We start from the raw sequence: 26912 nt of genomic DNA, 5'->3' as shown, positions 1-26912 counted from the left end.
CCGATCGGCGCACGATCGGCACGGGACGCGCGACAGTTGGCGGCTGACCCGCGCGGAGGCGGCCGCCAGGATGGTCGTCATGGATCCCGAACTCGAGGCGTTCATCCCGCTGTTCCCCCGAACCGACCTGGCCGACCCGGTCTCCGCCCGCGGCAGGTTCTCCGAACTGGCCGCCGCAGTACCGGCACCAGACACCACGGACCTGGACGTCGAGGACCGTACGGTTCCCGCCGACCCGGCCGTGCCGGTACGGATCTACCGGCCGCGCCGGGCCCACCCGGTGAAGCGCGGCCAGGCCGCCCTAATCTGGCTGCACGGCGGCGGGTTCGTCATGGGCGATCTGGACACCGAGCATCCCTGGGCCACCCTGATCGCGAACGGCTCCGGCGTGACGGTGATCTCGGTGGGCTACCGGCTGGCCCCCGAGCACCCGTTCCCGGCCGCTCTGGACGACGCCTACGCCGTCCTGCGCTGGACGGCCGAGCATGCGGCCGCCCTCGGCATCGACCCGGAGCGGATCGCCGTCGGCGGCCACAGCGCCGGGGGCGGGCTCGCGGCCGCCGTGACGCTGCGGGCGCGGGACGAGCGGGGGCCGGCGATCCGTTTCCAACTGCTCAACCAGCCCGGGCTCGACAACCGGCAGGAGACCTGGTCGGCCCGGAACTTCACCGACACGCCCTGGTTCAACCGCAACAAGTCCGCCGCGTCCTGGCGGCACTACCTGGGCGGCCGGCCGGCCACGCGGCCCCGGCCCGGGCCGAGGACCTGTCCGGTCTGCCGCCGGCCTACATCGCCACCGCCGAACTGTGCCCCAACCGCGACGAGAATCTCGGCTACGCGCTCCGGCTGCTGCAGGCGGGCGTGTCCGTCGAACTGCACCAGTGGCCGGGCACCTTCCACGGCTCGCAGGCGATCGTGTCCGCCGAGATCTCCCAGCGGCAGAACGCCGAACTCGGCGCCGCCCTGCGCCGCGCCCTGGCCGGTTGAGCCGGGCGTCCCGTCCCGACCTTCAACACCTTCAACCCACGAGAGGGAGAACGTCATGAAGACCCGACTCGCCCTGGCCGCGAGCGCGGCCGCGCTCTGTATCTGCGCGGGCACCGTGGCAGCGGCGCACGCACCCGAGGCAGGCGCCGCCCAGTCGACCGGTCTCGACACCGAGAAGCTCCAGGCTGCCCTGGACGCGGTCCACCAGGCGGGCGTTCCGGGGGTGTTCGCGGAGGTCCGCGACGCGGACGGGACCTGGCGCGGCGCCTCCGGCGTCGCGGACCTCGACACCGGCCGGCCCGTCCGGCCCGGCATGCGCCAGCGCGTCGGCAGCGTCACCAAGACCTTCACCGCCGCCGCGATCATGCAGCAGGTCGAGCAGGGCCGGATCCGGCTGGACGCGCCGATCGGCGACTACCTGCCGCAGCTCGTACCGGGCGACCGCGGCCGGAAGATCACGGTGCGGATGCTGCTCAACCACACCAGCGGCATCGCCGACTACATCCCCTACGCGTTCCCGTCCATGGTGAAGCACCCGCACGTGCCGGAGATGTCGCCGCAGAGCATCGACGACAACCGGTTCCGGCACTTCGAACCGGCCGAGCTGATCAGGCTCGGGCTCGACGCGCCGCCCGCCACCGAACCCGGCGCTGCCAAGGGCGTGTACTCCAACACCAACTACCTTCTGCTCGGGGAGCTCCTGGAGCATGTGAGCGGCGTCCCGGCCCAGGAGTACATCACTCGCAACGTCATCGAACGCGCCGGCCTGCGCCACACCGGGTTCCCGACCACGCCGTACATCGAGGGACCGCACCCGCGGATGTACGAGTCCTTCTTCGGGAAGATCGACCCGCCGCGCGACTACAGCGTCTACGACGGCTCCTGGGTGGGCGTGTCGGCCGGACTGGTGTCGACCATGGCCGACCTCGACCGCTTCTTCGCCCAAGTGCTCGACGGCAGGATCGTCAGCCCGTCGTCCCTGACGGAAATGCAGCGCACCGGCCCGGTCGTGGACCTGGACGGCTCCACGATCCAGTTCGGCCTCGGCCTGGTCAAGGTCGACGTCGGCTGTGGCACCTTCTGGGGCAAGGACGGCTCGGCCTGGGGCGCCGGGACGATCTCCCTGATCCGGGCCGACGGCAGGCGCCAGATGTCCGTCGCGATCAACCTCCAGCGGTGGAACAAGCCGGACGCCTCCGGCCGGCTCCAGCCCCACCCCATCGACGGCGCGCTCACGGCCCTGTACCGGCAGGCGATGTGCGGCGGCGGCGCCACGGACGCCGAGGACGCCTCGTAGGTCCGGGTTCCATCTCCCGCCCGCTCGTTGGAGGCCAACGAGCGGGCGGGAGTCGTTCCTGGCCGTGTGCCTTACTCCCGGTTGTGGAACGGCAGCACGACGCCCCCGGGCTGCTGCTGTTCGCGCAACTGGTGGTTCTCGACTTCCAGGACGTGGATGATTCTGGCGTACTGGCCGACGAGTTCGGAGAGCTGGTCCCGGGCGGAATGGGCCCTCTTGAGTTTCCGCTTGAGGGCGGTGTTCTCCTCCTGCAGCCGGTCCGCGATCTTCGGGCGGCGGTCCTGGGCCTTGACCAGCGCATAGAACAGGTCCTTCAGGCCGGTGTGCTTGTGGGTGAGCTTGTTGCGTCTCAGCCCGGCCTCGACGGCCAGGGACTTAACCGTCAACTGGCCGCCGGAGTGCAGCGGGAGGCCGATCAGGAGGCGGACCATCACCTGTGCGATCTGCTGGATCTCCTGCGTGTCTTCCGGGTTGAGCGATCCCGCGCTGGCGGTGCTGTGGGCGGCCACAATGTCGACGACAGCGGCGATATCCGCCGTGTCGAAGACGGCGGGCCGGGCTGACGCCTGGGTCTCGGTCACGGCTGGCTCTCCGGTGCCGGGAATGGTCGGGTGGCAGTGACGTGGTGATCGACCGCGATCTGTTCGAGTTCGGCTCGTCGCTGCCGGAGTCGTTGGCGGATGGGCAGGGGCGTCAGGTCTGCGGCGAGTTCCTCGTCGATGCGGCTGATCTCCTCGCGGATCCGGTGAACGTGGCTGTCGGTGCGCCACCTGGAACACTCAGCCCACCCCGGCCGGTCCGAGTCCCGCATCCGGATCCTCGCGATCACCGGCACCGTACTGGACACCGGCTGCCGCGCCGGCGAACTCTGCGCCCTGCGCAGGAACGACCTCGATCTGCACAGCGGTACGATCCGCCTCACCCGACTCCCCCAGCACCGCAACCCATATACCACGCCCGCCACGTCGACGGTCAGCCAGTCCGGCCCCACCCGGGCCGCGATGCGCCACTGGCTCACTGCCCTTCCTGCTCACCGAGGACCACTGACGCCCCGGACCGGAGTCGGGCCGGCGCGGGCCCCGCTCGCAGGCGGCCGACCGCCGGGAAAGCGGGCGACAGTACGAGGGACCGTCAGTACCCTCACGGCATGGACGATCAGGACCAGTACGACCGGTACCGCGCGGACTCGAAGGTGCTGGCGGCCATCGGGGCGCGCCTGGACACCCAGTACCCCACACTCACGGTGCGCCTGCCCAAGGACCTGGCGCGCGCCGCGGTCGCGGCCTGGGACCGCGACGAGCTGGGGGACGTCGGCGAGGAGACCCACGAGCAGTACGCCCTGCGGGGCGACGCCGGGGAACTGGCGCTGATCGGCCTGGCGATCTCCGAACGCGGCCGGGAGGAAGGCGACGAGGTCGTCGTGGACCTTCACATCGACAGCATCGGCCTGGCCGTGCAGGCCTCCCGGTAGCGGCGACGGCGGCGCAAGCAAACGCCTTGATGATCATCGATGGCCTGGGGCCCGTCTTGTCGATCAGCTCGGATCAGGCCGCGGCTCCCCGGCCGAAGGCTGGGGGCGGAGCCACTGCGGTGGGGGCACCTCCCGGCCGGAGGCTGGGGGCCGTTGGCGACCGACGACAACGCGGCGAGGTGCGTGCCCCAACGCCGCGGACCCGGGAATGATCGGCAAGACGGGCCCTAGGGTGACCGCCATGCCCATATCCATCGAGCTGGTGATCTTCGACTGCGACGGCGTCCTCCTCGACAGCGAGCGCCTGGCGGTGAAGATCGACGCCCGGGTGACCGCCGCGGTCGGCTGGCCGCTGTCCGAGGCCGAGATCGTGGAGCGCTTCGTCGGACGCAGCCACGCCTACATGAGCGCCGAGGTCCAGGCGCACGCGAGCGTACCGCTGGAGCCCGGCTGGGAGCAGGCGTTCCAGCACCTGTACGACGAGGCGTTCGCCACCGAACTGGTCCCCGTGGACGGCGTCGTGCGGGCACTGGAGGTGCTGGCGGAAGCGGGGATACGTGACTGCGTCGCCTCCTCCAGCAGCCACGAGCGGCTGCGCCGCACCCTGGGGCAGACCGGGTTGCCGGCGCGTTTCGAGGGGCGGATCTTCGGCGCGGAGGACGTCGCGCACGGCAAGCCCGCGCCGGACCTGTTCCTGCACGCCGCCGCCACCATGGGCGTCGCACCCGAGGCCTGCCTGGTGGTCGAGGACAGCAAGTACGGAATCGCCGCCGCCCGCGCGGCCGGCATGCGCTCGCTCGGCTTCCACGGCGGCCTCACCCCCGCCCACTGGCTGACCGGTCCCGGCACCCGCACCTTCGACGACATGCGCGACCTGCCCGCCCTGGTCGCGACCGCGAACGGACTCCCGCTGCCCTGACCGCCCCGCCGCGTCCGGCGGTGAACGGTGCCGCCCTCCCGGGCCGTTGTGCCAGGTGGGGGATCACGTACGGCACCGGCGGGGTGCCGGCGTGGCGACAGGAGGCGGAACGTGGCGGCGGACCACATGGTCATCGAGCAGGTGCGGCGGCTGGGGCACGGCCCGGAACGGGACCTCTCCCCCGACTACGGGCTCCTTCCCCCGGCCCCGCCCGCCGAGCCCGACTGGCGACGGCCCCTGGACTCCCTGGGCACGGTGCTCATCCCCCCGCAGGCCAGGCCCGCGTCCGCCGCGCCCGCCCTCCTGGCGCCGCCTCCCCCGCCGTACGCCCCGCCGCTACCGGCACCCGTGCCGCTGCCGCTGCCCGTCGTCGCCACGCCGGCCCCCGGTGCGCCCACGGCACCGCCCGTTGCCGCCTCGCTGCCGCCCGTTGCCACCGGCCGGCGCCCCCGGCTGCTGGCCGCCGGGCTGGGCCTGGGCCGAGGCGAGCAGCGCGAGCGGGAACGGCTGGCGGCCGTCATCCGCACCCCGCTGCACCGCTCCTTCCGGATCGCGGTCATCGGCCTCAAGGGCGGCGTCGGCAAGACCTCCGCGACGCTCGGGCTCGGCTCCGTCCTCGCCGAGACCCGGTCCGACAAGGTCGTCGCCGTCGACGCCAACCCGGACACCGGCACCCTGAGCCGGCGCATCCGCCGCGAGAGCCCGGCGACCGTCCAGGACCTGCTCGCGGCCGCGCCCTCGATCACCGGCTACATGGACATCCGCCGCTTCACCTCGCTGACCCCCAGCGGGCTGGAGGTCCTGGCCAACGACGCCGACCCCACCGTCGCCGACGCCTTCGACGGCGAGGACTACCGGCGGCTGGTCGAGCTGCTCAGCCGCCAGTACCCGATCGTCCTCGCCGACTGCGGCACCGGCCTGCTGCACGGCTCCATGGGCGCGGTGCTCGACCTCGCCGACCAGCTCGTCATCACCGCCACCACCAGCGTCGACGGCGCCAGCGGCGCCGACACCACCCTGGACTGGCTGTGCGCCAACGGCTACCAGGAGCTGGCGCGGCGCAGCGTCACCCTGATCTCCGGCGTACGGGCCAAGAGCCGGGCGATCAACGCGGACGACCTGGTCGCCCACTTCGGACAGCGCTCCCGCGCCGCCCTCGTGCTGCCCTTCGACGAACACCTCGCCCTCGGCGGCACGTTCGACCCCACCAGGCTCCACCAGCGCACCCGCCGCGCCTACCTCGACCTCGCCGCCCTCGTCGCCGAGGGCATCCGCCCGGCCGGCGCCTGACCGCGCACGGCCGCAACCCCGAGGCGGCCCGGACCCCGGCGGCACGGCGGTACGAGCCGGATCCGGCCCGGGGCGGTGTCCTGGAGATCAAGAGCGCAGGCGCCTCGTGTGGCCGCCGGTACCGCTCGGACGACGCTTCAACGCGTCGGCCCGATCCCCTCCGGCAGGACGTCCAGCACGAAGGCGACGGCCTCCTCCGGCGTCTCGAAGCGCGCGAGCAACTCGCCCCGGTCCCGTACCCCGTAGCGCCCCTCGTCGTGCGGCCAGATCATGGGCCCGACCCGTGTCGCACTCCGCTGCCCCGTGGCACCGGTGGCGAACCAGAGGTCGAAGTGGCTGGTCACCGGCATCAGTCGGCGGAGCACCGGCTGGTCGTACGCCGCCCGCCCAACAGCTCGTGCACGCGCGGGAAACGGTTCATCGGCGGCAGGTGACTCGGGCACGCCGGGCAAGGTCGGCGACTGCCGGATCGGCGTCGGCGTCCACGCGGTCTCCGACGCCGCTTCCTGCCCGTTGTCCTGAGGCCTGTTCCTGCCCGGGGCCTGGGACGGACGCCCGCTGCGCCCCGTCAGACCTGCCAGCGGCCCGGGCGCCAGGCGCGGCGCCGGGCGGCGGTGCACAGCAGGGCGAGGCCGAGGGTGAGGGTGACGGTGGTCAGGACGGCGACGGCCACGGTGGCCGCCTCGCCGGGGGCGGGGTCGGGGGGCGGGGGTACCAGGAGGGTGGCCTGCGGGGCGGGGAGGGTGGCGGCGGTGGCGGGCGGGGTGGCGGTGAGGGCGGCGAGGGGGTCGACGGTGCCGTAGCCCAGACGGGGGTCGGGCAGGGCGGTGCCGGGATGGTAGGCGGTGGCTTCGAGGCGCTCGCGCAGGTGGGCCGGGTCGAGGTCGGGCCGGTGGCCGAGGAGCAGGGCAGCGGTGCCGGCGACGACGGCGGTGGCGAAGCTGGGGCCGCTGCCGGTGAAGTAGCCCTTGCCGGCGGGGCCGGTGCTCATCATGGCCTCGCCCGGGGCGGTGAGGTCGACCCGGGCACCGGCGGCTCCCGGGCCGGCACCACCGCCGGGGCCGATGCCGACGCTGGTGCCCGAGGCCGTCCCTGCCCCCGTCCCCGAGGCCGTCCCCGTCGCCGCCGCGCCGCCGCCCGGGGCCAGGGCGGCGACGGTGAGGACCTGGGGCGGGGCGGAGGGCAGGGTGGCGCCGCCCTGGTCGGGGGTGGCGGGGGCGACGACCAGCACGCCCTTGGTCTCGGCCTGGCGCAGCGCGTCGTCGAGGGTGCTGTCGCCCGCGGGCAGGGGCAGGGCGGAGGCGATGATCCGGGCGCCGGCGTCGGCGGCGTCGCGGATGCCCTTGGCGAGCAGGGCGGGGGTGGTGTTGCCGGTGTCGTCGGTGACGGCGACGGCGAGGATCCGCGCTTCGGGGGCGAGGCCGGCGAAGCCGGTGCCGTCCTGGTGGCGGGCGGCGATCAGTCCGGCGAGGAAGGTCCCGTGGCCGACGCAGTCGCGGGTGGAGTCGCCGGTGCCGTACTCGCGCGGGCCGGGCAGCAGGCGTTCGCCCAGGACCCCGGAGGCGGGGTCGACGCCGGAGCCGACGACGGCGACGGTCACCCCGGCGCCGCGGCTGAGCGGCCAGGCGGCTTCGGGGCGCAGGAAGGCCTGGGCCCAGGGGGTGCGGTCGGTGCCCTTGTCGGAGGCTTTGAGGCAGTCGCCGGCGCGGGTGGCCGGGCGGCTCTGGCCGATGACGGGAAGCGCCGACGGGTCGCCGCCCGCCGCCGAAGCGGGCAGGGCCCCGGTGCCGAGGGTGCACAGGGCGGCGGCGAGGGCAGCGGTCCGGCGGGCGTTCACACCGCGCTCCCCTGGAGCAGGGCGGGGACGTCCTGGGGCAGCAGCAGGCTCAGTTCGGACACGTCGCCGACCTCCAGGCGGGCCAGGCGCCCGGCCTGACGGGTCATCATCGCCTCCAGGGTCTGCCGGGCGAAGCGACCGTTGCCGAAGTTGCGGTCCCGGGGGACGGCCTCGCACAGCCGCGCCAGCGCGGTGAGGGTCTCGGGGGCGCAGAGGTAGCCGGCCTCCTCGGCCTGGCGGCTGACGATGGTGACGAGTTCGTCGGCGCTGTAGTGGTCGAAGGCGATCTGCTGGGGGAAGCGCGAGGCGAGGCCGGGGTTGGAGGCGAGGAAGGACCGCATCTCCTCCTGGTAGCCGGCGACGATCACCACCACCTCGTCGCGGTGGTCCTCCATCAGCTTCATCAGGGTGTCGACGGCTTCCTGGCCGAAGTCCCCGGAGGCGGCGCCGCCGCGCGGAGTGAGGGTGTAGGCCTCGTCGACGAACAGCACGCCGCCGCGGGCGCGTTCGAAGGCTTCCTTGGTGAGCTGAGCGGTGTGGCCGATGTAGCGCCCGACCAGGTCGGCGCGGGCGGTCTCGACGAGCTGGCCGGTGGGCAGGACGCCGAGTTCGGCGAGCAGGGCGCCGTAGAGGCGGGCGACGGTGGTCTTGCCGGTGCCGGGCGGACCGGCGAAGACGAGGTGGTGGCTGATCCGGGCGGCGGGCAGGCCGGCCTCCTCGCGGCGGCGGGCCTGGGTGATCAGGTTGACCAGGTTCTCGACCTGTTCCTTGGCGGCGCTCAAGCCCACCATCGCGCGCAGCCGCTCCAGGAGTTCGCCGCGGCCGTCCGTACCGGGGCCGGGGCCGTTGGCGCGGACGGCTTCGGCGCCGAGGTCCTCGGGCAGCAGCAGCGGCAGGTCGGCGTCGGTGACCTCGGCCAGGGCGGCGAGCCGGGAGGCCTGGCGGTCGACCATCTCCTCGAAGACCTTGCGGGCCGCGCGGCCGTTGCCGAAGTCGGCGCCCTTGGGCATACGGGTGAAGTGCGTCGCGAGCACCTCGACGGTGGCCTCGGCGAGTTCGAAGCCGTGGGCGGCGGCGGCCCGTTCGACGATGGTGACCAGTTCCTGCGGCGAGTAGTTGCGGAACTCCACGGTACGGCTGAACCGGGAGGCCAGGCCCGGGTTGGAGGAGAGGAACTCGCGCATCTCCTCGGAGTAGCCGGCGACGATCACCACGATGTCGTCGCGGTGGTCCTCCATCAGCTTGACCAGGGTGTCGATCGCCTCCCGGCCGAAGTCCGGACCGGTGCCGCCGGATCCGGCGGACAGGGTGTACGCCTCGTCGACGAACAGCACGCCGCCGAGAGCCTCGTTGAACACCTCGGTGGTCTTGATGGCGGTGCCGCCGACGATGGAGGCGACCAGGTCGGCGCGGGCCACCTCGGTCAGGTGTCCGCTGCGCAGCACCCCGAGTTCGGCCAGGATGCCGCCGTAGAGGCGGGCGACGGTGGTCTTCCCGGTGCCGGGCGGCCCGGCGAAGATCAGGTGCCGGCCCATCGGGAGGGCGGGCATCCCGGCGAGTTCGCGCCGCCGGGCCAGCTTGTTGAGGTTGACCAGGGTGGCGACCTGTTCCTTGACGCCCTCCAGGCCCACCAGGGCCTGCAGGGCGGCCTGCGGGCCCTCGGGCTCGGGTGGCGGCGCCTGGGTGACGGCGGGCTGCGCCCCGGTGGGGTCCGGGTCGTCGGAGGCGGGCGGGGTGGCGGCGGGGCGGGTGCCGGGGGTGGCGGCCGCGCCGGGGTGGGCGGCGGCGCTGCCGTGGCTGTCGGCGTGGGCGTTGTCGCGGCTGGTCAGGTCCTGGACGGCCAGGCGGGTGCTGGGCCTGGTCTGGCGCAGTCCGGAGCCGCGGTTGCCGGTGACGGTGCAGCCGGTGACACGCACCGGTTCCTCGGAGTCCACGCGCAGTCCGTCGTGGGCGTTCTCGGTGAGTTCGCAGCCGGTCAGCGCGGCCCGGGCGCCGGGGGCGAGCAGGACGCCGTGGCGGCGGTTGCCGTGGACGCGGGTGCGGGCGGCGGTGACCTCGCCGCCGTCCTCGACCAGCAGGCCGTCGCCGCCGCAGTCGGCGATGTCGCAGTCGCGCAGCGAGGCGACGCCGCCGGGGCCGATCTCGACGCCGTTGACCGCCGCCCCGGCGCCGGTGGCGGCGCCGCGCACGGTGGTGCCGCCGATCTGGGTGTTGCCGCCGTCGGCGACCCGCAGGGCGGCCCGCCCGCCCGTGCCCAGCACGCAGGACTCCAGGCGGCCGCGGCCCTCGCGCAGCACCTCCACACCGTGGCCGCCGACCTCGGCGACGTCCACGCGGCGCAGCAGCGGGTTGGCGCCGTCGCGTACCAGGACGCCGGTGCCGGCGGCGCCGCGCACCTCCAGGCGGTCGAACTCGGCGGCGCTCTCGCCGGTGAGTTCGACGGCGTCGCCGGCGCCGTCGGTGACGGTGGTACGGGTCAGGACCGGGCTGGCGGACTCGTCGACGAGGATGCCGGTGCCCTGGGCGTCGGCGACCGCGCACTCCTCGAAACGGCCCCGGGAGCGGGTGGTGACGTGGATGCCGTGGCCCTTGGTGCGGGTGGTGCGGCAGCGGCGCACCAGGGGGTCGGTGCCGCCGGCCAGGACCAGCCCGTGGCCCCGGGTGCTCTCCAGGGTGCAGTCCTCCAGCAGGACCTGGGCGGCGGAGCTGAGGTAGACGCCGATGGCGACGTCGCGCACGGTGGTGCGCAGCACCCGGGTTGTGCTGTGCTCCTCCAGGGCGATGCCGGGCTTGTCGGTGGCGGAGATCTCGCAGTCCTCGATGGAGCCGCGGCCCTCGCCGTTGGCGCACACGCCGTTGCCGCGCGCGTCGCGCAGGACGCAGTTGCGCACGACGGGGTTGGCGTTCTCGCCGATCACCACGGCGGAGCTGCCGAGGTGTTCGATGACGCAGTCCTCGATGACGCTGGTGCCGGTGGAGGTCTCGACGATGCCGGCGCCGGCGGGGTTGACGACCCGGCAGCCACGCATGGCCAGGGAGCCCTGGCCACGGGTGAGCACGGCGGTCCAGGAGTTGCCGGCGACCTCGCAGTCCTGGAGGGCGGCCTGGCCACGCGGGACGTCGACGGTGGGCAGCTCCTCGTCCTGGCCCTGCAGGACCAGGCCGGTGAGCTGAACGGCCTCGGCGACGACCTGGACGACGGCGCCGCGGCGCGGGGAGAGGCGCACGCTGCCGCGGGCCTCCTCGGCGGTGATGGTCACCATCTTGGTGATCACCAGGTTCTCGTCGTAGCGGCCCGGGCGGACGCTGATCACCGCTCCGCTGCGGGCCGCCTCCAGGGCGGCGCCGATCGTGCGGTAGCCGCCCTCGCCGGGCTGCGCGCCGACCGTCAGCACATGGCGGGTCATGGGCCGTTCTCCTCCGTCGTTCGTGGCTGTGGTGCCGGTGGTGCGGGTGTCGGTGATGCTGCTGTGCCGCGGGGCCGGGTCAGCCGGTGCAGTCGGCGCGGACGGCGGAGGCGGCGTGGTGGGCGTAGGTCTTGGTGCTGTCGCCCACCCAGTCCTGGCCTCGGCTGTGCATCACCACGGCGATCCGGCCGCCGCTGAGCGGGTAGGTGCCCGCCGAGACCCACTGGCCCCGGGAGGAGACCTGGTTGACGGTGAAGGACTGGCCCTGGACGGTGTAGTAGGTGGGGGCGCCGCCGACGGCCTTGATGTCGCCGTTGTTCGGGACGTAGACCGACAGGCGGCAGCTGCCGGTGCTGAGCGAGCCGGTGTCGAAGGTCCACACCACCGAGTTGCTGCTGTCGTCCTTGTTGGCGGCGCCGGACATCGGCATGGAGACGAAGCCGCCCCCGCAGCCGTCGCCGCTGTAGCCGCCGGAGTTGTTGCGCCAGCCCTTCTGACCGTCGTCGAACCAGCCGTTGCGCTGCATGGAGGTGGATCCGCCGCAGCCCGGGCCGGCGACGGCGTGGTAGGTGGGCGCGGGGGGCGGGGCGGGCTGGCTCGGCTTGGCCGGGGGCGGGGCCGGCTGCTGGGGCTGGGTCTGCGGTGCGCCGCCGCCCTGCCCGGCGCCCTGGCCCGCGCCCTGTCCCGCGCCCTGGCCGCTGCCCTGTCCGGTGTTCTGCCCGCCACCCTGGCCGCCGCCCTGGGATGCGGCGGGCGCGCCGCCGACGGCGTGACTGGTGGTCGAGGCGCCCGGGCCGGAGCCCTGGTCGGCGCCGATGCCGGGCAGCACGGCTCCGGCGGCCGCGGCAGCCGGCACCACGGCGCCCTCGCCCGGCTGGGCACCGGCCGGCTGGCCGGGCTGGCCGCCTTCCCCGGGCTGGCCGGGCTGCAGCGGCTGGTCGCCGGGCGGGTTGCCGGGCGCGTCGGCGCCGGGGACGTAGCCGTTGCCGCCGCCGTCCGGCTGGGAGAAGCCGGCGGGCGGCGGCCCGTCGGCGCCGGGGGTGCCGGGGCCGTCCCCGCCGAAGCCCGCGATGCCCAGCGGCACCCCGACCAGCACCAGGCCGGCGATCACCGCGGCGGCCACCATCGGCTTGGGGATGCGCCGTTGGGCGCCCTCCTCCTCGGCCGCGGCGGCCGGCGCGGACGCGGCACTGACCCCGGGCCGGGCCTGCCCGGCGGCCTCCACCGCCGTTGCACCGCTCTCCTCGACCGCGGGCACCGCCCCGGCGGCGCCCACCCCGGCCGCTCCCACGACCCCGGCTCCCGCGACCGCGGCTGCGCCGGTCACGGCGGCTGCGGCGCCCGGTTCCCGGGCCTCGACGGCCGGCTCCGGCACCTCCCAGGCCACCGCGGGCAGCTGAATGCCCCCGCCCAAGGCCCCGCTGCCCCGCGCACTACGTTCCCTGCCCACCAACGCTCCCCGGCCTTCGACGACGCCCGACCGGGGCGGCGCCGCGCGGCCGTACGACCGCGCGGCGAGAACCGCCCCTCCTCCAGACCGACGGACGGCGCGCGGCCCCGGGTTCAGCCGGTTTCCAGGCGCCAGGCCGGCTCGGCCCGGCGCGGCGGCTCCAGCACGAACTCCGCCGCCCGCCGTACGGTCTCCGCCGACGGCCGCGGTTGCGACGGCGGGAGCGCCCCGGTGCGCTCGCGCAGGTGGGCGAGCAGCCCGGGCTCCGGCGCGAGGTCGTACTCCGCCAGGTAGTAGGCGACGGTGTCGGTCCAGATCCACTCGCCGTCGGTGCGGTATCCCATCGGGACGGCGCCCCGGCGGGAGCCGTCGAAGACGTCGTCCATCAGCATCGGCGTCACCAGCACCTCCGCACCGGACCTCAGGTACCCCAGCAGAGCGGCCCGCTGCGCGGAGTCACGCACCAGCGGGCGGTCCGGCGAGAAGCCCGGCCCGCTCACCGGGTCGACCAGGTCGAAGACCGCCGCCAGCCGGAACTCCGGCTCCGCCGCCCGTCCTTGCTGCTGCTCCACGTCCTGCTCCCGCTGCCGCTCTCGTCCGGGCGTCCCGGCCGGACGCCCTCTCCCGCTCAACGGCCCCCGGCCGGGACGGCGTTCAGCCGTCGCCCTCCTCGTCCCCGTCCTGCTGCCGGGGCTCCGCCGTCATCAGGGCGGCGTAGACCGCCGCCGCGGAGTTCGTCCCGGCCGGAGGCTGTCCGGTCGGCTGGCGGCGCACCGTGGTACCGCGCCGGGGCGTGGGGCCGCCGAAGCTCTGGTTCGGTTGGTACACCGGCTGCGCGGTGCCCCGGGAACCGTCCTGGGAGTCCTCCCGGAACGTGGCCCGGGAGTCGGCACGGAACGTGGCCCGGGAGTCGGCCCGGAACGTGGCCCGGGACGCGGAGCGGGAGATCGAGCGGGAGGGGACCTGCGGGGGCAGCTGACGACTGAGGGACCTCAGCGTCTCCTCCGTGACGGGCCGGCCCTCCTGCGCCGCCGCCACGGCCAGCCGTAGCAGTTCGCGCCGATCCGCGTTCCTGACCGGCGCGTGCTCGGGCAGGCCGCGCACCCTGCGTACCAAGGGGTCCAGGTCGGCGGCGGTGAACCGCCGGGTGGGGTCCGCGGACTCCGCCCGCGCGAGGGCGACGAGGCGGCGGCCGACGGTCAGGTTCTCGGCCGAGGGCAGCCGGCCCGAGGGGAACAGGTCGTGGACGACGTGGACGACGTCGCGCATCCGCGCCGCCTCCGCCGCCGTCACCGGAGCCGTCGCCGGCGCGGGGGCGACGGGCCCGGGCCTGGTCTCGCGCGCCAGCTCGACCAGGTGGACGACCTCCACGCTCACCGCCCCGAGCAGATCGGACTCCATGGAGGTGCTCAGCCTCACCAGGACGTCGCCCTCGGTCCAGCCGCCGTCCGTGGTCCGGCTCTCGGCGGCGCGCAGCTGGAAGTCGCGCACCACGCGGAGGTGGTCCGACCTGAGCTTCTCGCGTCCGGACGGGGCGGCCGGGGCGTGTTCGTCCAGCTTGGCCGTCAGCGCTCCGTGGAAGGCCGCCAGCAGGGTGTTCGCCGTGCCGTCCAGACCCTCCAGGGAGTCGCCCTGGTGCACGATGCTGGCCAGGGAGACACCGGGCAGTGACATGCCCTGCTCCACTCGCCACAGGGCGACCTTGGCGACGTGGTCGGCGACGGCGTCCATCCAGGTGCGGGTCACGTCGTTCAGCGGGCGGACGGCCGACACCGGGAAGTCGCGGGCGTCGTCGTGGTGGTTGGACTTGACGACGACGGCGAGCGGGTTGCTGTAGCCGCCGTCACCGGTGCGCGCCGTGTAGAAGCTCTCCTCCTCCCGGTCGTGCAGGGTGAAGAACCAGGCGTCGCCCGAGCGGCCGTGGGCTTCGTTGGCGATCCCGATCATCAGACGGGCCGCGTCGGCCAGGCCGCGCTTCTCCCGCTTGGACGCGTCCTGGGCCTGGGAGGAGGTCGAGCTCGTGGTCTCCTGAACCTCGCGGGCGTCCCGGATCTCCTTCATGGCCAGGGCCAGCTGGTGCCGTCTGTGCTCGACGGTGCCGGGCCCCGCCGCGTCCGCCGGCGACCGCAGGGCGGCGATCAGGGTCTCCAGGTGCGGACCGTGGACGTCCAGGTTCTCGTCGACGGCCTTGCGCATGAGCTCGCTGGTGCCCTCGCGCCGGTTGGCGTTCTGCAGCGCCACCTGGGCGCTGCCGTCCAGGCTTTCGACGACCACGGCCGCGAAGTGGTAGCCGAAGCCCCTGCCGTGCTCGTTGAGGCCGGAGTGGTCCTTGTCGTAGGCGCGGGAGCCGCTGGAGTCGTGGGCAGGCAGCGACTGGATGACGTAGCCCTCGCCGGGCCTGGCGTAGGCGTTCTCGTTGAGGCCCAGGCTGCGGGTGACGCGGTTCAGCGACCCGCCGTCCTGCTTCTTGGCCTGGAGGACGCCGCCGTACGCCTCGCCCGGGGCGGGCCACTCGTGGGGGCCCCTGCGGGCGTCCTGGTCGACCAAGGAGCGTGCCCGGTCCAGCCCCAGCCCCCCGGGGCGGCCCTGCTGCGCCGCGTCGGCGATGCCCTCGGCCAGCCGCGCGACCCCGGAGACCTCCAGGCTGTTGAGGGTGTTGATCCGGGCGGTGACGGTGCGGCCGGTGCCGCCCGCGTCCGGCGGGAGCTGGTCGTGCAGGACCAGGTGCGTGAAGTTGCCGCCCAGGACGTCCGCCGCGAAGTCGCGGCAGATGTCGGTGGGGTCCTTGCTGAACTCCGGGCCGACCTTGAACAGGCGGACCGTCCCACCGCCGTGCTCGAACTGGATGAAGGTGTCGCGGTGGAGGGAGAGGGTGACGTTGCCGCCGCTCTCGCGCAGCGCCGCGTTGGCGCGGTCCACTACTTCCTGGGTGGCGTAGAACTCCCGGAACGTGGTCTCGTTCTTCGCCGCGAGCGTGCCGTCGGCGGAGACCGTCAGCTCGGGCTTGTGCTCGACCGTGACCGGGCGTACCGGCAGGCGGTTGGGGAAGAGGGCGGCGTCGTCGGGCCTGACGTCCTGCGGGGCGAGGTCCGGGTGGGCCGGAGCGATCTTCCCCTCCTCCCGGTCCGCGAACGGGGCCCGGGCCAGGAGTTCGGTGGGAGTGCCGGTCAGGTTCTCCGCGTGGGGTGAGGTCACCGTGTAGTCGGTGACGGTGTACGTGCGCCGGGCCTGGACGATCGGGCGGCTGCCGAACACCCCGGCGGAGTCACGCGGGTCGCCGTACGGGCCGGGGCGGGGCGTGACGGGGTTCGTGGCGTCGCGCTCGCCGAAGGAGAACTGGCCGTCGATCGCGGTCAGGTCCGGGTTCTTGCGCTCGTCGATCTGCTCCCTGGTCGAGTCGTCGATCAGGACGGCCGACTCCGCCGCGATCCGGCCCGCGCGGTCGGGGCCGCCGAAGAACTCCCACGGCGCCTGCTGGACGTGCGGCGCCGGCTGCCCCGGCACGGCGAGCACGTCCCGCCACTCGTCCGGGGTGACCGCGCGGTCGGGGAAGAGCAGCGGGTCGATCACCCGCTCCCCCTCCGCGGTGTGGACCACCACGGCGACGTGGTGGTTCCACCGGTGCTGCGCGTGGACGTACCCGCGCTCCCGGTCCACGGCGGAGGCCCAGATCTTGGCCAGGTGCCGGCGGCCGGTCTGCGGGGCGGCCAGGTCGATGAGTTCGGACAGCGCGTGGGCCCGGAACTCGCAGCCGTCGACGCGGCCCGGATCGTCGGGGCGGTAGTGGTTCAGCACCGCGGTGCGGAGCTGCCGGAACTCCGCGGTGGTGGGCGCGTCGGTGGTCGAAGCGGCCAGTTCGGCTCGACGGACGCGCAGTTCGAGGTACTGGGACCGGGTCATCGACGTACCGGCCACCATCCTGAGCAGGGCGTCGGCCGCCCGCACCGAGTGGACGGTGCCGACGTTCTGGACGGCGGCCAGCACGGCCCGCTCCGCGTCGATCGCGTCGAGCCGGTCCACGTCTCCGTCCGCGTCGGCCTCCCGCCACTCCTCCGCCAGCTCGTCGTCGCGGGCCTTCACGGCCTCCAGGAAACCGCGGTAGCCCTCCGACTCGGACTCGCTGTCCGACTCGGAGTGGTCACTGCCCTCCTCGTCGCCGGAAGGCATCTCCTCGTCCTCCGGTTCGGACCGGCTGCCCGTGTCACCGTCCGACTCGGAGTGGTCGCCGCCGTCCTCGTCTCCGGAGGACATCTCCTCGTCCGACGAGCCGGGATCGTTCTGCCGGTGGCGCTTGCTCGAACTCGGGCCCACGTCCGGGTCCAGGGCCTGGGTGTCGGCCGCGCTCTTGCGCTTGTCCGGCCCGGCGAACGCCAGCGCGTCCTCCTGCGGCACCGGTTCCCGCTCGTGCGGGGCGGGACCGCTGCGGACCACGGTGTAGCCCTCGGGGGCCGACGTGGAGCGCGGCGGCCGGCTGGCGTCCACCGGCAGGTGGGCGCCGAGGTCGTGGATCACGATCGGGGCGTCGGGGGCCGCGTCCCTGGGAGCCTTCAGACGGGCCCAGTTGCCACCGTCCACCAGCACGGGACGCCCCGAGGTGTCGAAGCCGAGCTGCCGCCCGACCACCAGCGAGCCGGGGCCGTGCGGGTCGCTGCGGAACGGCGCCAGGACCGGGGGGGCGAACCAGGCCACGCCCTTGGGGGCGTAGACCTCCGGGTCCAGCTCGGGCAGGCGCAGACGCAGGCGCCGCAGCATGCCCGCCGCGAACGACCGGTCGCCGTCGCGGGCCGACGAACAGGCCACCAGCAGCACGGGCTTGATCCCGTCCCAGGCCCCCCGGTCGTACAGCGAGACGAGCAGGTCGGCGCCCTCGTCCTCGCTGAGGGCCTTGCCCCGCCAGCGCGGCACGCCGTCGGCGCCGGTGTGCATCGCCACGGTGAGGAAGCGCTCGTCGACCGGGAAGCGGTTCAGGGTCGCGGCCATCTGCTCCCGGGCCTGCGGGTCGGCGTCCGGGTCGTCCAGCCGGTGGGCGCCCGAGGCGTCGTGGTGGACGAGGGCCTCGCGCAGCGCGCCGGAGCGGTCGGTGGCCGGCGGGTCCGGCGGCGGCGACGGGACGAGGGAGGCGTCCCCGTGCTCGGTACCTTCCTGCTGCGGCTCCTCGTGCCGCGACCCCTCGTGCCGCGGGAGGAGCGGCGCGGCGGCTGCCTGGTGGAGGTCGTCGTCGCCGCCGAGGTCCGCCAGGCGGTGGTCGGCGTTCTCCGTGGTCGGCGCCTCGGGCTCCTGCCAGTCGTAGTCGGGGCTGTACCACTCCCCGGGGAGGTCGAGGGACTCGAAGCTGGGGTTCTCGGTCAGCGTCCCGGAGCGCAGGCCGCCGCTGACGTCGCCGATGTTGTCGGCGTTGTAGACCATCGGCTCGCGCGGCCGGTCGTCGTCGCTGGAGCGCCAGCGGATCGACACGGACCCGTCGTCCTCGTGACGGATCACCGCTTCGGCGAACTGGCCGGACAGTTGTTCGTGGGAGTGCTCGATCCGGACGGTCTTGGTGCGGCCGTCCTCGGACCGCGACTCCGTGATGCGGTGCTGGGGATTGAAGTCGAAGGGGTACGCGGCGCGCAGGGAGTCCGGGCTGTAGAAGTCGGTGAAGCCCCGGAAGGCGTCCGCCATCGAGATGCCGCTGGACCAGTTGGCGACCTCGGCGCGGATGTCGTCGACCGTCATCGGCGAGGCGTCGACCCGGATGACGTGGAAGCCGCCGTCGTCGTCGCGGCCGGTCACCGTCAGCCAGGAGGGGCCGAGCGTCACCTCCGACTGCGACTCGTTCACCGGCTCCGGATCACCTTCCTCCCGGACGTGGCCCGGCGGGAACGACAACGCCAGCATCGGGTGCTCCAACGGCACCTTGATCTGGAACAGCGCGTAGTTGTCCGCGCCGCCGCCGTTGGACATCCAGCCCTCGACGAACTCCCGACTGAACGACGTCGACGCCGGCAGCAACTCGGTGAACGCGTCCCGCTCCCGCCCCTGCGGATCCATCCGCACCGCCCGGTACAGGCGCAGGGACTGCCCGGCCGGATGCGTCCCCGCCTGGTTCAACGCCTTCGCGTGATCGAGGAACCGCTGCACGTCGGTCAGCAGGGTCTCGTAGCGCTCCCCCTCCCGGATCCTGATCATGCCCTCGTCGTCGCGCTTGCTGGTGAACGCACCGGCCTTGATCCACCCCATGAACTCGTACAGGTCCGGGTTCTGGTTCGCCGCGTCGAGGTGCCGGCGGGCCAGGTCCACCGCGAGCTGATCGGTGGGCGGCAGCGGCGCGGCGGCGGAGTCCCGGAGGCCGCCGTCACCGGTGGTGTCGTCGGCGTCGGCGCCGTGGGAGGTCACCTGGCTCCGGTCGTCGGGGGCGAGGCCGGTGACGTCCGGGTCGTCGACGGACCAGTGGCCCACCAGGTGCTCGTCCGGGAAGACCCCGCCCGGTGCCACCTCCTCGCGCAGCTCCCGCTCGGTCAGCGGGGAGAGGAAGCGGTAGCGGTGGTGGGTGTCGCGGTAGGTGAGGTCCGTGCCGGTGAGGTCGGGGTCCGCGCGTTCCTCGGGGGTGAGGCTGTCGGCGAACAGCCTGGAGCCGGCCATGATCTCGTGGAAGGTGTGGTCGCCCGACTCCAGCATCCAGCCGAGCAACCCCAGCCTGAGCAGCTCGAAGTCGACCGGCTCGGCACCCGTCCTGGCGAGCTCCTTGCGCCCCGCCGGGGTCCTGACGAGCTCCTTGACGGCTTGGAGCATCCCGAAGGCCGTGCCGGAGGTCCCGGTGGCGACCAGTCCCCCGGTGTCGTGGGCGTCCTGCTGGAGCGCGGAATCGAGCTTGTAGTGGTAGGACTTGGCACCGGGATGCCAGCCCAGCCGACCGTCCTTGCCCACGGCGCTGTACCACTCACCGCGGCCCAGCGGCGGGTTGACGTCGAGGGGGTTGTGGTCGGTTTCGAGCATGGTCTTGGCCAGGCGCTCCGCGGCTTTCTGCGCGGTCTCGACGACCTGCGTGCGGTTGTAGTCGTAGAGCTGCCGGCCTTGGAACTCGACGTAGCCGTCCCCGATCCGGTTGATGAGGGCCCCGTACGGCTCGTCGGTGCGGAACGGCCCGAAGGGCACCGGCTGCTCCGCCCGCTCGGCGGTCGGCTTGAGGAACTCCCCGTAGACCTTCTTGATCTCCGCGATCAGCGGGGTGACGACCTCGGCGCCGAGGTCGTGGCGGTCCGCTCGTTCCTGCGTCAGCTGCTCCGGTCGCGGCAGCTTCCGCTGCCGTACGAGCTTGGCGAAGTGGTCGGAGGTGTAGCCGTTGTAGAGCAGGGCCATACGCTCACGGAGGTTGCCGCGGTCGACGACATCCTGCAGCATGTGCCGATCGGTGCCGACCATGCCGGTGGTGCCCGCGGTCTTGGACCCGAACTTGGCCTTGTCCTTGTCGCCGGTGGTCATCCCCCAGGCCAGGTCCACGACCTTCCTGACCTCACGCTGGACGTCCTCGCGCTGGAGCAGGTGGGTGGCCAGCTCCCGCTCGAAGGCCTCGGCCTGCTCCAGGTAGCGGATGCTCCTGAGGTCCTCGGACGAGGCGTGCGGGGCGGAGTCCAGGGCCTCGTTCGTCGGGACCGGATCCGGTGTGCGGCCGGGGCCGGGCACGTCCTGGCGGCGCGGGAGCTGGGCCGCCGTCTCCCGATGCTTGCTGACCAGGTAGTCCTCGAACTCCCGGTTGAACTCGCCGTCCGTGTAGTGCCTCCAGACGTCCGGTCCCTCCTTCACCTTCAGGCCGACCACGCGCAGGTTGCTGCTGCCCTGGGGCGGTCCTTCCGCCTGGAGAAGACCCTTGAAGAAGTCGGGGTGGAACTTGAACTGCGTCCCGTCGGTGAGGAAGTCGTACGTCCTCGACGTCGCCGTGAGCTGCTGGTTCGTCCAGTCCGCCCCCTCCCCGGTGAGCTTCTTCACGTGAAGGCCTGTCGCCGTTCGACCGAGGACGAGCTCCATGACCACCGGCAGGCCGCGGAGGGAGTCGCTGTAGAGGGTCGCGTGGGCGAAGTCGTGACCCGTGTAGAGCCCCGGGCCCAGCTCGGCCCAGTTGTCCTTGTTCGTGATGGCACGGATGCCCTGCAACAGGTATCCCCGCATCGTCGGGGCGTCGGTCACCCGGAAGACCGGCTGCCCTGCCGCCAGGGTGACGACGGTGGTGCCCGGCTCGACCAGGCCCTTCAGTTCCGCCACCGCCTGCCGGTCGACGGGCCGGTCGGTTTCCGTCAGCTCCGTTCGCCGAACGTCGGGGATCAGCTGCGCGTACTGTGCCACCTGCCCCTGGCCGGGCCTCGGGTCGCGGTAGACGTGCACTTCACGGTCGGTGACACCGGAGTTGAACGTGTGGGGGGTTTGTCCCTCGTGCACCACGAGGCGGATGCCGAGGCGCTCGGCGATGACCCTCGGCGCATCCTGGTAGGACGTGGTGTCCCACTCCGGTGCCAGCTCCCGCATTCTTTCGACGGTGAGTTCGCCGTGTTCCCAGGTCGCCAGTCGGCCGCCTCCGGCGACGACGGCGGGCAACAGGCGGTCACCGTCGCCCGGCACGTCGACGACGTGGTGCAGTCTCCCGCCGAACAGGACGTTCACCGGTGACTGGTGCACCGGGGCCGGGACGTTCGGCAACCGGCGCACGGGGCTCGCGGCGACATCGGGGGTACCGTTCGCCGGGGCCGCGTGGGCCGGGGCCTCGACCGTGCCCTCCTGGTGGGTGAGGTACTGACCGTGGGTCAGGTCCCGCAGGACCGGGCCCGAGTGCAGGACGTCCTCGATGCGCTGGAGGTGGCGGGGCAGGACGGTGAAGTCGTCGCGGTGGGCGGCGGTGCCCATCACGCCGTTCTCGCCGGCCCAGCGGTCGCGGCGGCGCAGCGCGAAGGCGTCGCCGGGCTTCGCGGCCGGTTCGACGTACTCGTCGGGCAGACCGAGGAAGTGCAGCAGTTCGTGCAGCAGCACGCCGGGGGCGCTGCCGTCGTACCAGTGGAGTTGGTCGCTGCGTCCGGTGCCGGGCAGGACGGTGACGTTCTGGTGCGCGCCGGCGGCCTTCGGGGTGCTCTCCAGGCGCAGGTGGACCTGGTCGCCGCCGGGCAGGCGGTGCTGTTCGTTGAACCGGTCGGCGACCACGGCGCGGGCGCGGTCGAGCATGCGGGTGGCGGCGGCCTGGGGCAGGGGGCGGCCGTCCGGTCCGGTCAGGTGCAGGTTGAGGGTGAACTCGGTGACCCAGTGGCCCGGTTGGGCTTCGAAGCGCCGTACGTCGTACTTGATCCCGGTGTCGGCGCCGTGCAGGTCGCCGAGACTGCGCTGGGCGCGGGGCAGGCCGCCGGGCCGCTGTTCCCGGTTCTCGTACTGCTCGCGCACCTTGGGGCCGGCGATCGCGCCCGGGTTGTCCTGGCCGCGCACGCGGGCGTCGAAGCGGACGGTGTCCATCCGGGCGGACGGTGCGAGCGAGCGGATGTCGGCCCAGGAGGAGGCGGGCAGCAGCGGGCGCGGTTCTGCCGGCGGTACGGCCGCGTGCGGTACGGCGGGCGGCAGGACGGGGGGTGCGGTGGGCGGTGCGGCGGCAGGTGTCTTGGGGGCGGTGTCCGGGGTGGTGTCGGTGGGGCGGGTGAGCGGGCCGGACGGGGTGTCGGGGGCGGGCTTCTCCTCGGGTACGGGGGTCGGCTCGGACACGGGGGTCGGCTCGGACGCGGGCTCGCGAGACGGCACGTCAGACGGCTCGTTCTCGGCCTCGGGCCGCTCCTCCACCGGCCGGCGGCCGAAGACGTTCTCGTGGGTGGCCTCGTGGTCGCGCCAGTGCTCGCTGTTGAGGTCCTCGGGCGCCCAGTGGTCCCGGTAGGCGTCGAAGAAGTCGCCGCCGTACTCGGTCTTGAGCTTGCCGATCTCCGCCTCCGGGACCCGGCGGTCCTCGGCGAGGCGGTCGTACCCGGCGGCGGCGCGCTCGCGGGCGGGCAGCACGGCGCGTTCGAAGGCGACGTGGTCCGCCAGGCCCTCGGCCAGCCGCTCGCGCTCGCCGCGCCAGTGCGCCAGCCGTTCGGGCAGGTCGGTGCGGTGGTCGGCGGCCGGGTCGCGCAGCAGGGAGCGGAAGGTCTCCTCGAAGGCGGCGCGCACACGCTCGGTGTAGCCCTCGCGCACCCGGCGGGCGGCGCTGGTGGCCGGCGGTTCGGAGCGGTTGCCGCGCACCGGGCCCAGGGCCGTCTCGACAGAGGCGGCCGCGTCGCCCTCGTGGCGGGCGGCTCCCTCGGGGCCGCCCAGGTCGTGCGGGACGTGGGCGCGGGCACTGTCCTCGGCGGCGCGCAGCGCCTCCTCCCGGGCGCCGTGCAGGGCCAGCAGGCGGTTGGCCTCGGCCCGGGAGGTGAGCTTGTCCAGCTCCGCCTTGAGGTGGGCCGGGTCGCGGTCGGCGGCGGTGTGCTCGGCGACCAGGCGGTCGGTGCGGGCGGCGAGGTCGGCGCGGGCGGCGACCACCGCGCGCGGGGACGGCCCATCGGCCAGGCCGAGTTCGCGCAGCGCCTCGGGGCCGAACTGCTCGGCGGCGGTGTCCTTCCACCCCGCGGCCGCGTCGTCCACCGCGCCGGTGGCGCGCTTGAGGACCGCCTCGCGGACTGCCTGGACGGTGAAGTCGTGGGAGAGCCCTGCCTGGTGGCGGTCCAGGGCCTCCTGGAAGTCCGCCTCCAGCCGGGCCCGGCCCAGGCGGGTCGGGTCGACGGGGGCGAGGCTCTCGCCGCCCTCCTCCTCGATCCGCGGGAAGGCGTCCTCGTCGCCGCCGTGCAGGTCCGCCAGCCGCTCCCGCAGGGTCTCGGCCAGCTGGTCCCGGGCCTGCGGCGAGAGCCGGACGTCCCCCGCCAGGCCGGCCGCGTCCAGCAGGGCGCGGTCACCCTCGGAGAGCCCGTCCGCCGACCACTGGGCATGGGCGTCGTCGACCACCCGGTCGACCTTTTCGAGCACCCGGGCACGCGCCTGACGCACGTCCAGGTCCCGGCCGGCCTCGCTCAGGCGGCGCTCCAGGGCCCGGGCGGCCAGGGCGTTGCGCTCGGGGGTGAGGTCGGTGCGGGCGGTGAACAGCTGGGCGACGTCCTGCTCCGCGTCGGCCCGGAACTTCTCCGAGGCCTCCCGGCGGATCTCGGCCAGGGTGTGGTCACCGGATCTCTCCGGGCCCAGACCGCGGTCGGCCAGCAGCCGGTCGAACCGGCCGACGGCGAAGGTGAGCGCGAGTTCGCGGGCACCGGCCAGCTCCAGGCGGTCCGCGGCGCCGGCGAGGATCTCCTCCCGCTCGTGCGGGCGGGCCTCGATGGACTCGCGCATGGACTCCGCGGCCCGGCGCCACACCGGCGAATCGGGCGTCACCAGGGCACGCAGCTCACGGGGCAGGCGGCCGGCGCCCTCCGTCAGGCGCTCCTCGATCGCCAGGCGGGTCGCCTCCCGCTGCTCGGCCTCGGCGAGCCGGGCGTCGTGGTCCTCGGCGAGGGACTGCTGCTTGTCCCGCCAGGCGGTGCGTCGTTCGTCGCCGGCGGGCGCCTTGGCGTGCTCGGGGGCGTCGACCTGGTGGTAGAGGTGGCCGGAGGCGGTGGTGGTGGGCGCGGTGTCGGGGGTGTGCGGGTCGGGGGTGTTCGGGTCGGGGCGCGGGCCGTCGGGCTTCGGGTCGCGTGGCGGGGTGGTGGGCGGCAGCGGGGGCAGCGGGTCGGGTCCCAGCCCCTGCGGGGTCCTCGGGGCGCTGTGGTCGGGGTCGGGACGGTTCGGGTCGGGACGGTTGGGGTCGGGACGGCTGGGGTCGATGTGGTTCGGGTCGGGACGGTTGGGGGTGACCGGCGCGGCGCCGTCGCCGGGGCCGCTGGCGCTGGTGCGGATCGGCGGTGGCGGCGGGGAGGCGGCCGGGCTGCGGTGAGAGGTGTTCTCATCCGGCTGCGTACCGTCCCGGGGACCGCCGACGCGCGTGGTCGTGGACTCCTGCAGGGGCGGCTCGCCGTGCTCGTCGACGACGGTGGTGCGGCGCGACGGGTCCGGCTTGGGCTGCACCTGCGCCTGCGGCTGGGGCTGAGACTTGACCGCGCCTTGGCCGTTGGCATCGGCGGAGGCCGTCGCGGTGCTGCCGCGCTCGCCGCCGTTGACCGGCCTGGTGTCGCCGTCCGCGTTCCTCCGGCCGCCGCCGGGCGCGGTGGTGGTGGTGTTCTCCGCCCCGCCGTCCGTCTTCCTGGGCACGGGCGGCGGGACGACGGCGTCCCGGCCGCCCGGCGCGGCCGGGGGCTTGGGCGTCTCGGTGGCGGCGGTGCGCTCGTCGCCGCGGGACTGGGTCTCGACGGGCCGGACCGGGGCCTTGGGGTCCCAGCCGCCGTCGACCGAGGAGTGGAAGCTGCTCTTGCCCTCGGGGTCGGCGAGGACGCCGTCGCCGTTCTCCTCCCGGTGGTGGCTGCCGGAGCCCGGCAGGGTGGAGCCGGCGAACGAGCCCGGGCCCTCGGTCTTGATCGAGGCGCCGTCGGACTTGATCGAGGCGCCGTCGCCCCCGGACAGCCGGGTGCCGCCGATCTGGTCGATGTGGCCGGGGCGGGGCACCGGGAAGGGTGCCGCGTGGCCGCCCATGTTGCTGATCACCGACAGGAAGGTGATCGGGTGGGTCTTGCTGTAGAACCCGCCGTTCTCGTCGGTGATCCGCGAGCTCTCCAGGCCTCGGACGAAGTCGGCGTAGCGCAGGGTCAACGGCGAGGCGAGGCCCATGATCATGTGCCGCATGCCGGCCATCATGAAACCGCCGACGAAGCTCATCCCGCCGGCTGACCACTCGCCGTTGTAGATCGTGTTGTAGATGCCCTCGGTGAGGTACTGGTTGATGCCCGACTCGAACTGGCTGCCCAGGACGGCCCCGAGGTGGAACATCTTGTCCATCTTGTTGATGCCGCCGGCGAGTTCGGGCATCTTCTCGACCAGCAGCTTGAGTTCGGGCGTCAGGCCGACCTTGCCGCCGTCCTTGGCAATGTTCTCCAGCGCCTCCTTGAGCGCTTCCCGGCTGCTCTCCTTGGCCACCGTCTTGAGGGAGTGCTGGACGAACTGCTTGCCGATCTGCTCGCCCATCTGCCGGGCGAGCTGTTCGCCGAGCTCCTTGCCGAGTTCCTTCTCGAAGAGCTCGCCGAGCTCACGCACGAACTTCTCGCCCGTCGCCATGCCGACCTTGCGCCCGCCCTTGAAGCCCTTGGCGAGGTACTGGGAGTTCTCCTTCAAGAGCTTGGCGATGCCGTTGGCGAACCGTTCGGCCGCCTCGTTGCCGAGCAGCTTGCCGAAGCCCTCGCCGGCCTCCTTGCCCGCGCCCTTGAGGGCGCCGCCCGCCACGCCCTCCCCGAGGTCCTTCCCGATCCCCTTGAGCGCGCCCGCCGCCACGCCCTCCCCGAGGTCCTTCCCGATCCCCTTGAGCGCGCCACCAGCCACGCCCTCCGCGAGGTCCTTGCCCACTCCCCCGGCCAGTCCCTTGATGACGTCGTTGAGGGCGCTCTCCACGAACAGCTTGCTCAGGCGCGGGCCGAGCAGCTTGCCCAGGCCCATGCCCAGCAGGCTGAGCGGGCCACCGATGGCGCCGCTGAGCGCGCCGAAGATCGCCGCCTGCTTGGTGAGGTCCTTGTCCCACTCGTGGCGGTCGCCGCGCTCGAACTGGATGCCCTGGATGATCGCGTCCAGCATCAGGCCGCCGACGACTCCGCCGAAGGTGTGCATGACGATCAGCGTGAGGAGCTTCTTGACGAGCCAGAGCAGGAACTCCCGGGTCAGGATCTTCTTGAGCTCCACCGCCGCCAGCGAGGCACCGCCGGTGAACACGGACCAGGCGATGGCCAGGGCGATCTCGAAGAGCAGCTGGATGAGCTGGCCGATCGCCATCCACTTGGTGTACTCGACGGTGTTCGCGACCTTGCCCGCCAGGTCGGCCAGCTGGGTGCAGAGTTCACCGGCCTTGCGCAGCGGGTCGTTGGACTCGTCCGTGTTGACGAACTTGCCCCACTCCTGGCGGAACGCCTTGGCGGCCTCGCCCTCCAGCCGCTTGTCGCAGCCCTGCACCGCGTCGAGGATGTACCCGCTCAGCTTCGGCAGGTCGTCGGCCAGCGCCTGGTAGTCATCCCGGACGTCGCGCAGCAGCCCCTCGTCGGACTCCGGCCAGGGCATGCCGCTGATGATGTGGAAGAACTGCGCCAGGCCCGGGGAGACGTGGATCGAGGAGTGGGACACGGCGCGGGCCTCC

The 26912-nt window shown here is 73.8% G+C and carries 12 protein-coding genes and 1 pseudogene; 5 read left to right on the top strand and 8 right to left on the bottom strand.

The genetic code is table 11. From position 1 onward, the window contains the following. Positions 1–79: 79 nt before the first annotated feature. Together ACGF0D_RS17935 and ACGF0D_RS17930 are read left to right on the top strand one after the other, a co-directional pair. A pseudogene (locus ACGF0D_RS17935) lies at positions 80–987 on the top strand (alpha/beta hydrolase). A gap of 55 nt (positions 988–1042) precedes the next feature. Continuing rightward, a complete protein-coding gene (locus ACGF0D_RS17930; RefSeq protein WP_392917180.1) occupies positions 1043–2284 on the top strand; it encodes a serine hydrolase domain-containing protein in 1242 nt (413 codons plus the stop codon). 71 nt (positions 2285–2355) lie between these two features. On the opposite strand, the gene ACGF0D_RS17925 is transcribed toward ACGF0D_RS17930, so the two are convergent. Further along, positions 2356–2865, bottom strand: coding sequence for a hypothetical protein (locus ACGF0D_RS17925; RefSeq protein ID WP_392917177.1), 510 nt, complete (start codon positions 2863–2865; stop codon positions 2356–2358). Next, positions 2862–3302, bottom strand: coding sequence for a hypothetical protein (locus tag ACGF0D_RS17920; RefSeq protein WP_392917174.1), 441 nt, complete (start codon positions 3300–3302; stop codon positions 2862–2864). The genes ACGF0D_RS17925 and ACGF0D_RS17920 overlap by 4 nt, the downstream gene beginning before the upstream one ends. Positions 3303–3431: 129 nt before the next feature. Here ACGF0D_RS17920 and ACGF0D_RS17915 point away from each other — a divergent pair, with 129 nt between their 5' ends. The 3 genes from ACGF0D_RS17915 (at position 3432) to ACGF0D_RS17905 (ending at position 5964) form a co-directional block, all read left to right on the top strand. Next, the gene (locus ACGF0D_RS17915) at positions 3432–3755 is read left to right on the top strand and encodes a hypothetical protein (protein ID WP_392883047.1); all 324 of its coding nucleotides are present in this window, start codon (positions 3432–3434) and stop codon (positions 3753–3755) included. Between the two features lie 241 nt (positions 3756–3996). After that, positions 3997–4674: an HAD family hydrolase gene (locus ACGF0D_RS17910; protein ID WP_392917171.1), complete on the top strand. Its 678-nt coding sequence runs from the start codon at positions 3997–3999 to the stop codon at positions 4672–4674. A 111-nt stretch (positions 4675–4785) separates the two neighbouring features. Continuing rightward, positions 4786–5964: a MinD/ParA family protein gene (locus ACGF0D_RS17905; protein WP_392917168.1), complete on the top strand. Its 1179-nt coding sequence runs from the start codon at positions 4786–4788 to the stop codon at positions 5962–5964. 137 nt (positions 5965–6101) lie between these two features. On the opposite strand, the gene ACGF0D_RS17900 is transcribed toward ACGF0D_RS17905, so the two are convergent. From ACGF0D_RS17900 to ACGF0D_RS17875, 6 genes are all read right to left on the bottom strand, one after another. After that, a complete protein-coding gene (locus ACGF0D_RS17900; protein ID WP_392917166.1) occupies positions 6102–6407 on the bottom strand; it encodes a DUF6193 family natural product biosynthesis protein in 306 nt (101 codons plus the stop codon). Between the two features lie 125 nt (positions 6408–6532). Continuing rightward, positions 6533–7801 carry a S8 family serine peptidase gene (locus ACGF0D_RS17895; RefSeq protein WP_392917163.1) on the bottom strand — a complete coding sequence of 423 codons (1269 nt, stop codon included), beginning with the start codon at positions 7799–7801 and terminating at the stop codon, positions 6533–6535. Next, positions 7798–11208: a right-handed parallel beta-helix repeat-containing protein gene (locus tag ACGF0D_RS17890; RefSeq protein ID WP_392917160.1), complete on the bottom strand. Its 3411-nt coding sequence runs from the start codon at positions 11206–11208 to the stop codon at positions 7798–7800. The genes ACGF0D_RS17895 and ACGF0D_RS17890 overlap by 4 nt, the downstream gene beginning before the upstream one ends. A 79-nt stretch (positions 11209–11287) precedes the next feature. Continuing rightward, positions 11288–12622: a hypothetical protein gene (locus ACGF0D_RS17885; protein WP_392917157.1), complete on the bottom strand. Its 1335-nt coding sequence runs from the start codon at positions 12620–12622 to the stop codon at positions 11288–11290. A 149-nt stretch (positions 12623–12771) separates the two neighbouring features. Continuing rightward, a complete protein-coding gene (locus ACGF0D_RS17880; RefSeq protein WP_392917154.1) occupies positions 12772–13230 on the bottom strand; it encodes a hypothetical protein in 459 nt (152 codons plus the stop codon). 82 nt (positions 13231–13312) lie between these two features. Further along, positions 13313–26899, bottom strand: coding sequence for a protein-glutamine glutaminase family protein (locus tag ACGF0D_RS17875; protein ID WP_392917151.1), 13587 nt, complete (start codon positions 26897–26899; stop codon positions 13313–13315). Positions 26900–26912: the final 13 nt, after the last annotated feature.

Source organism: Kitasatospora sp. NPDC048298 (assembly GCF_043201465.1).
In the GTDB taxonomy this organism is placed as follows: Bacteria; Actinomycetota; Actinomycetes; order Streptomycetales; family Streptomycetaceae; genus Kitasatospora.
Note: the sequence above shows the minus strand (reverse complement) of the source record. Positions and strands in the feature narration are given on the sequence as shown.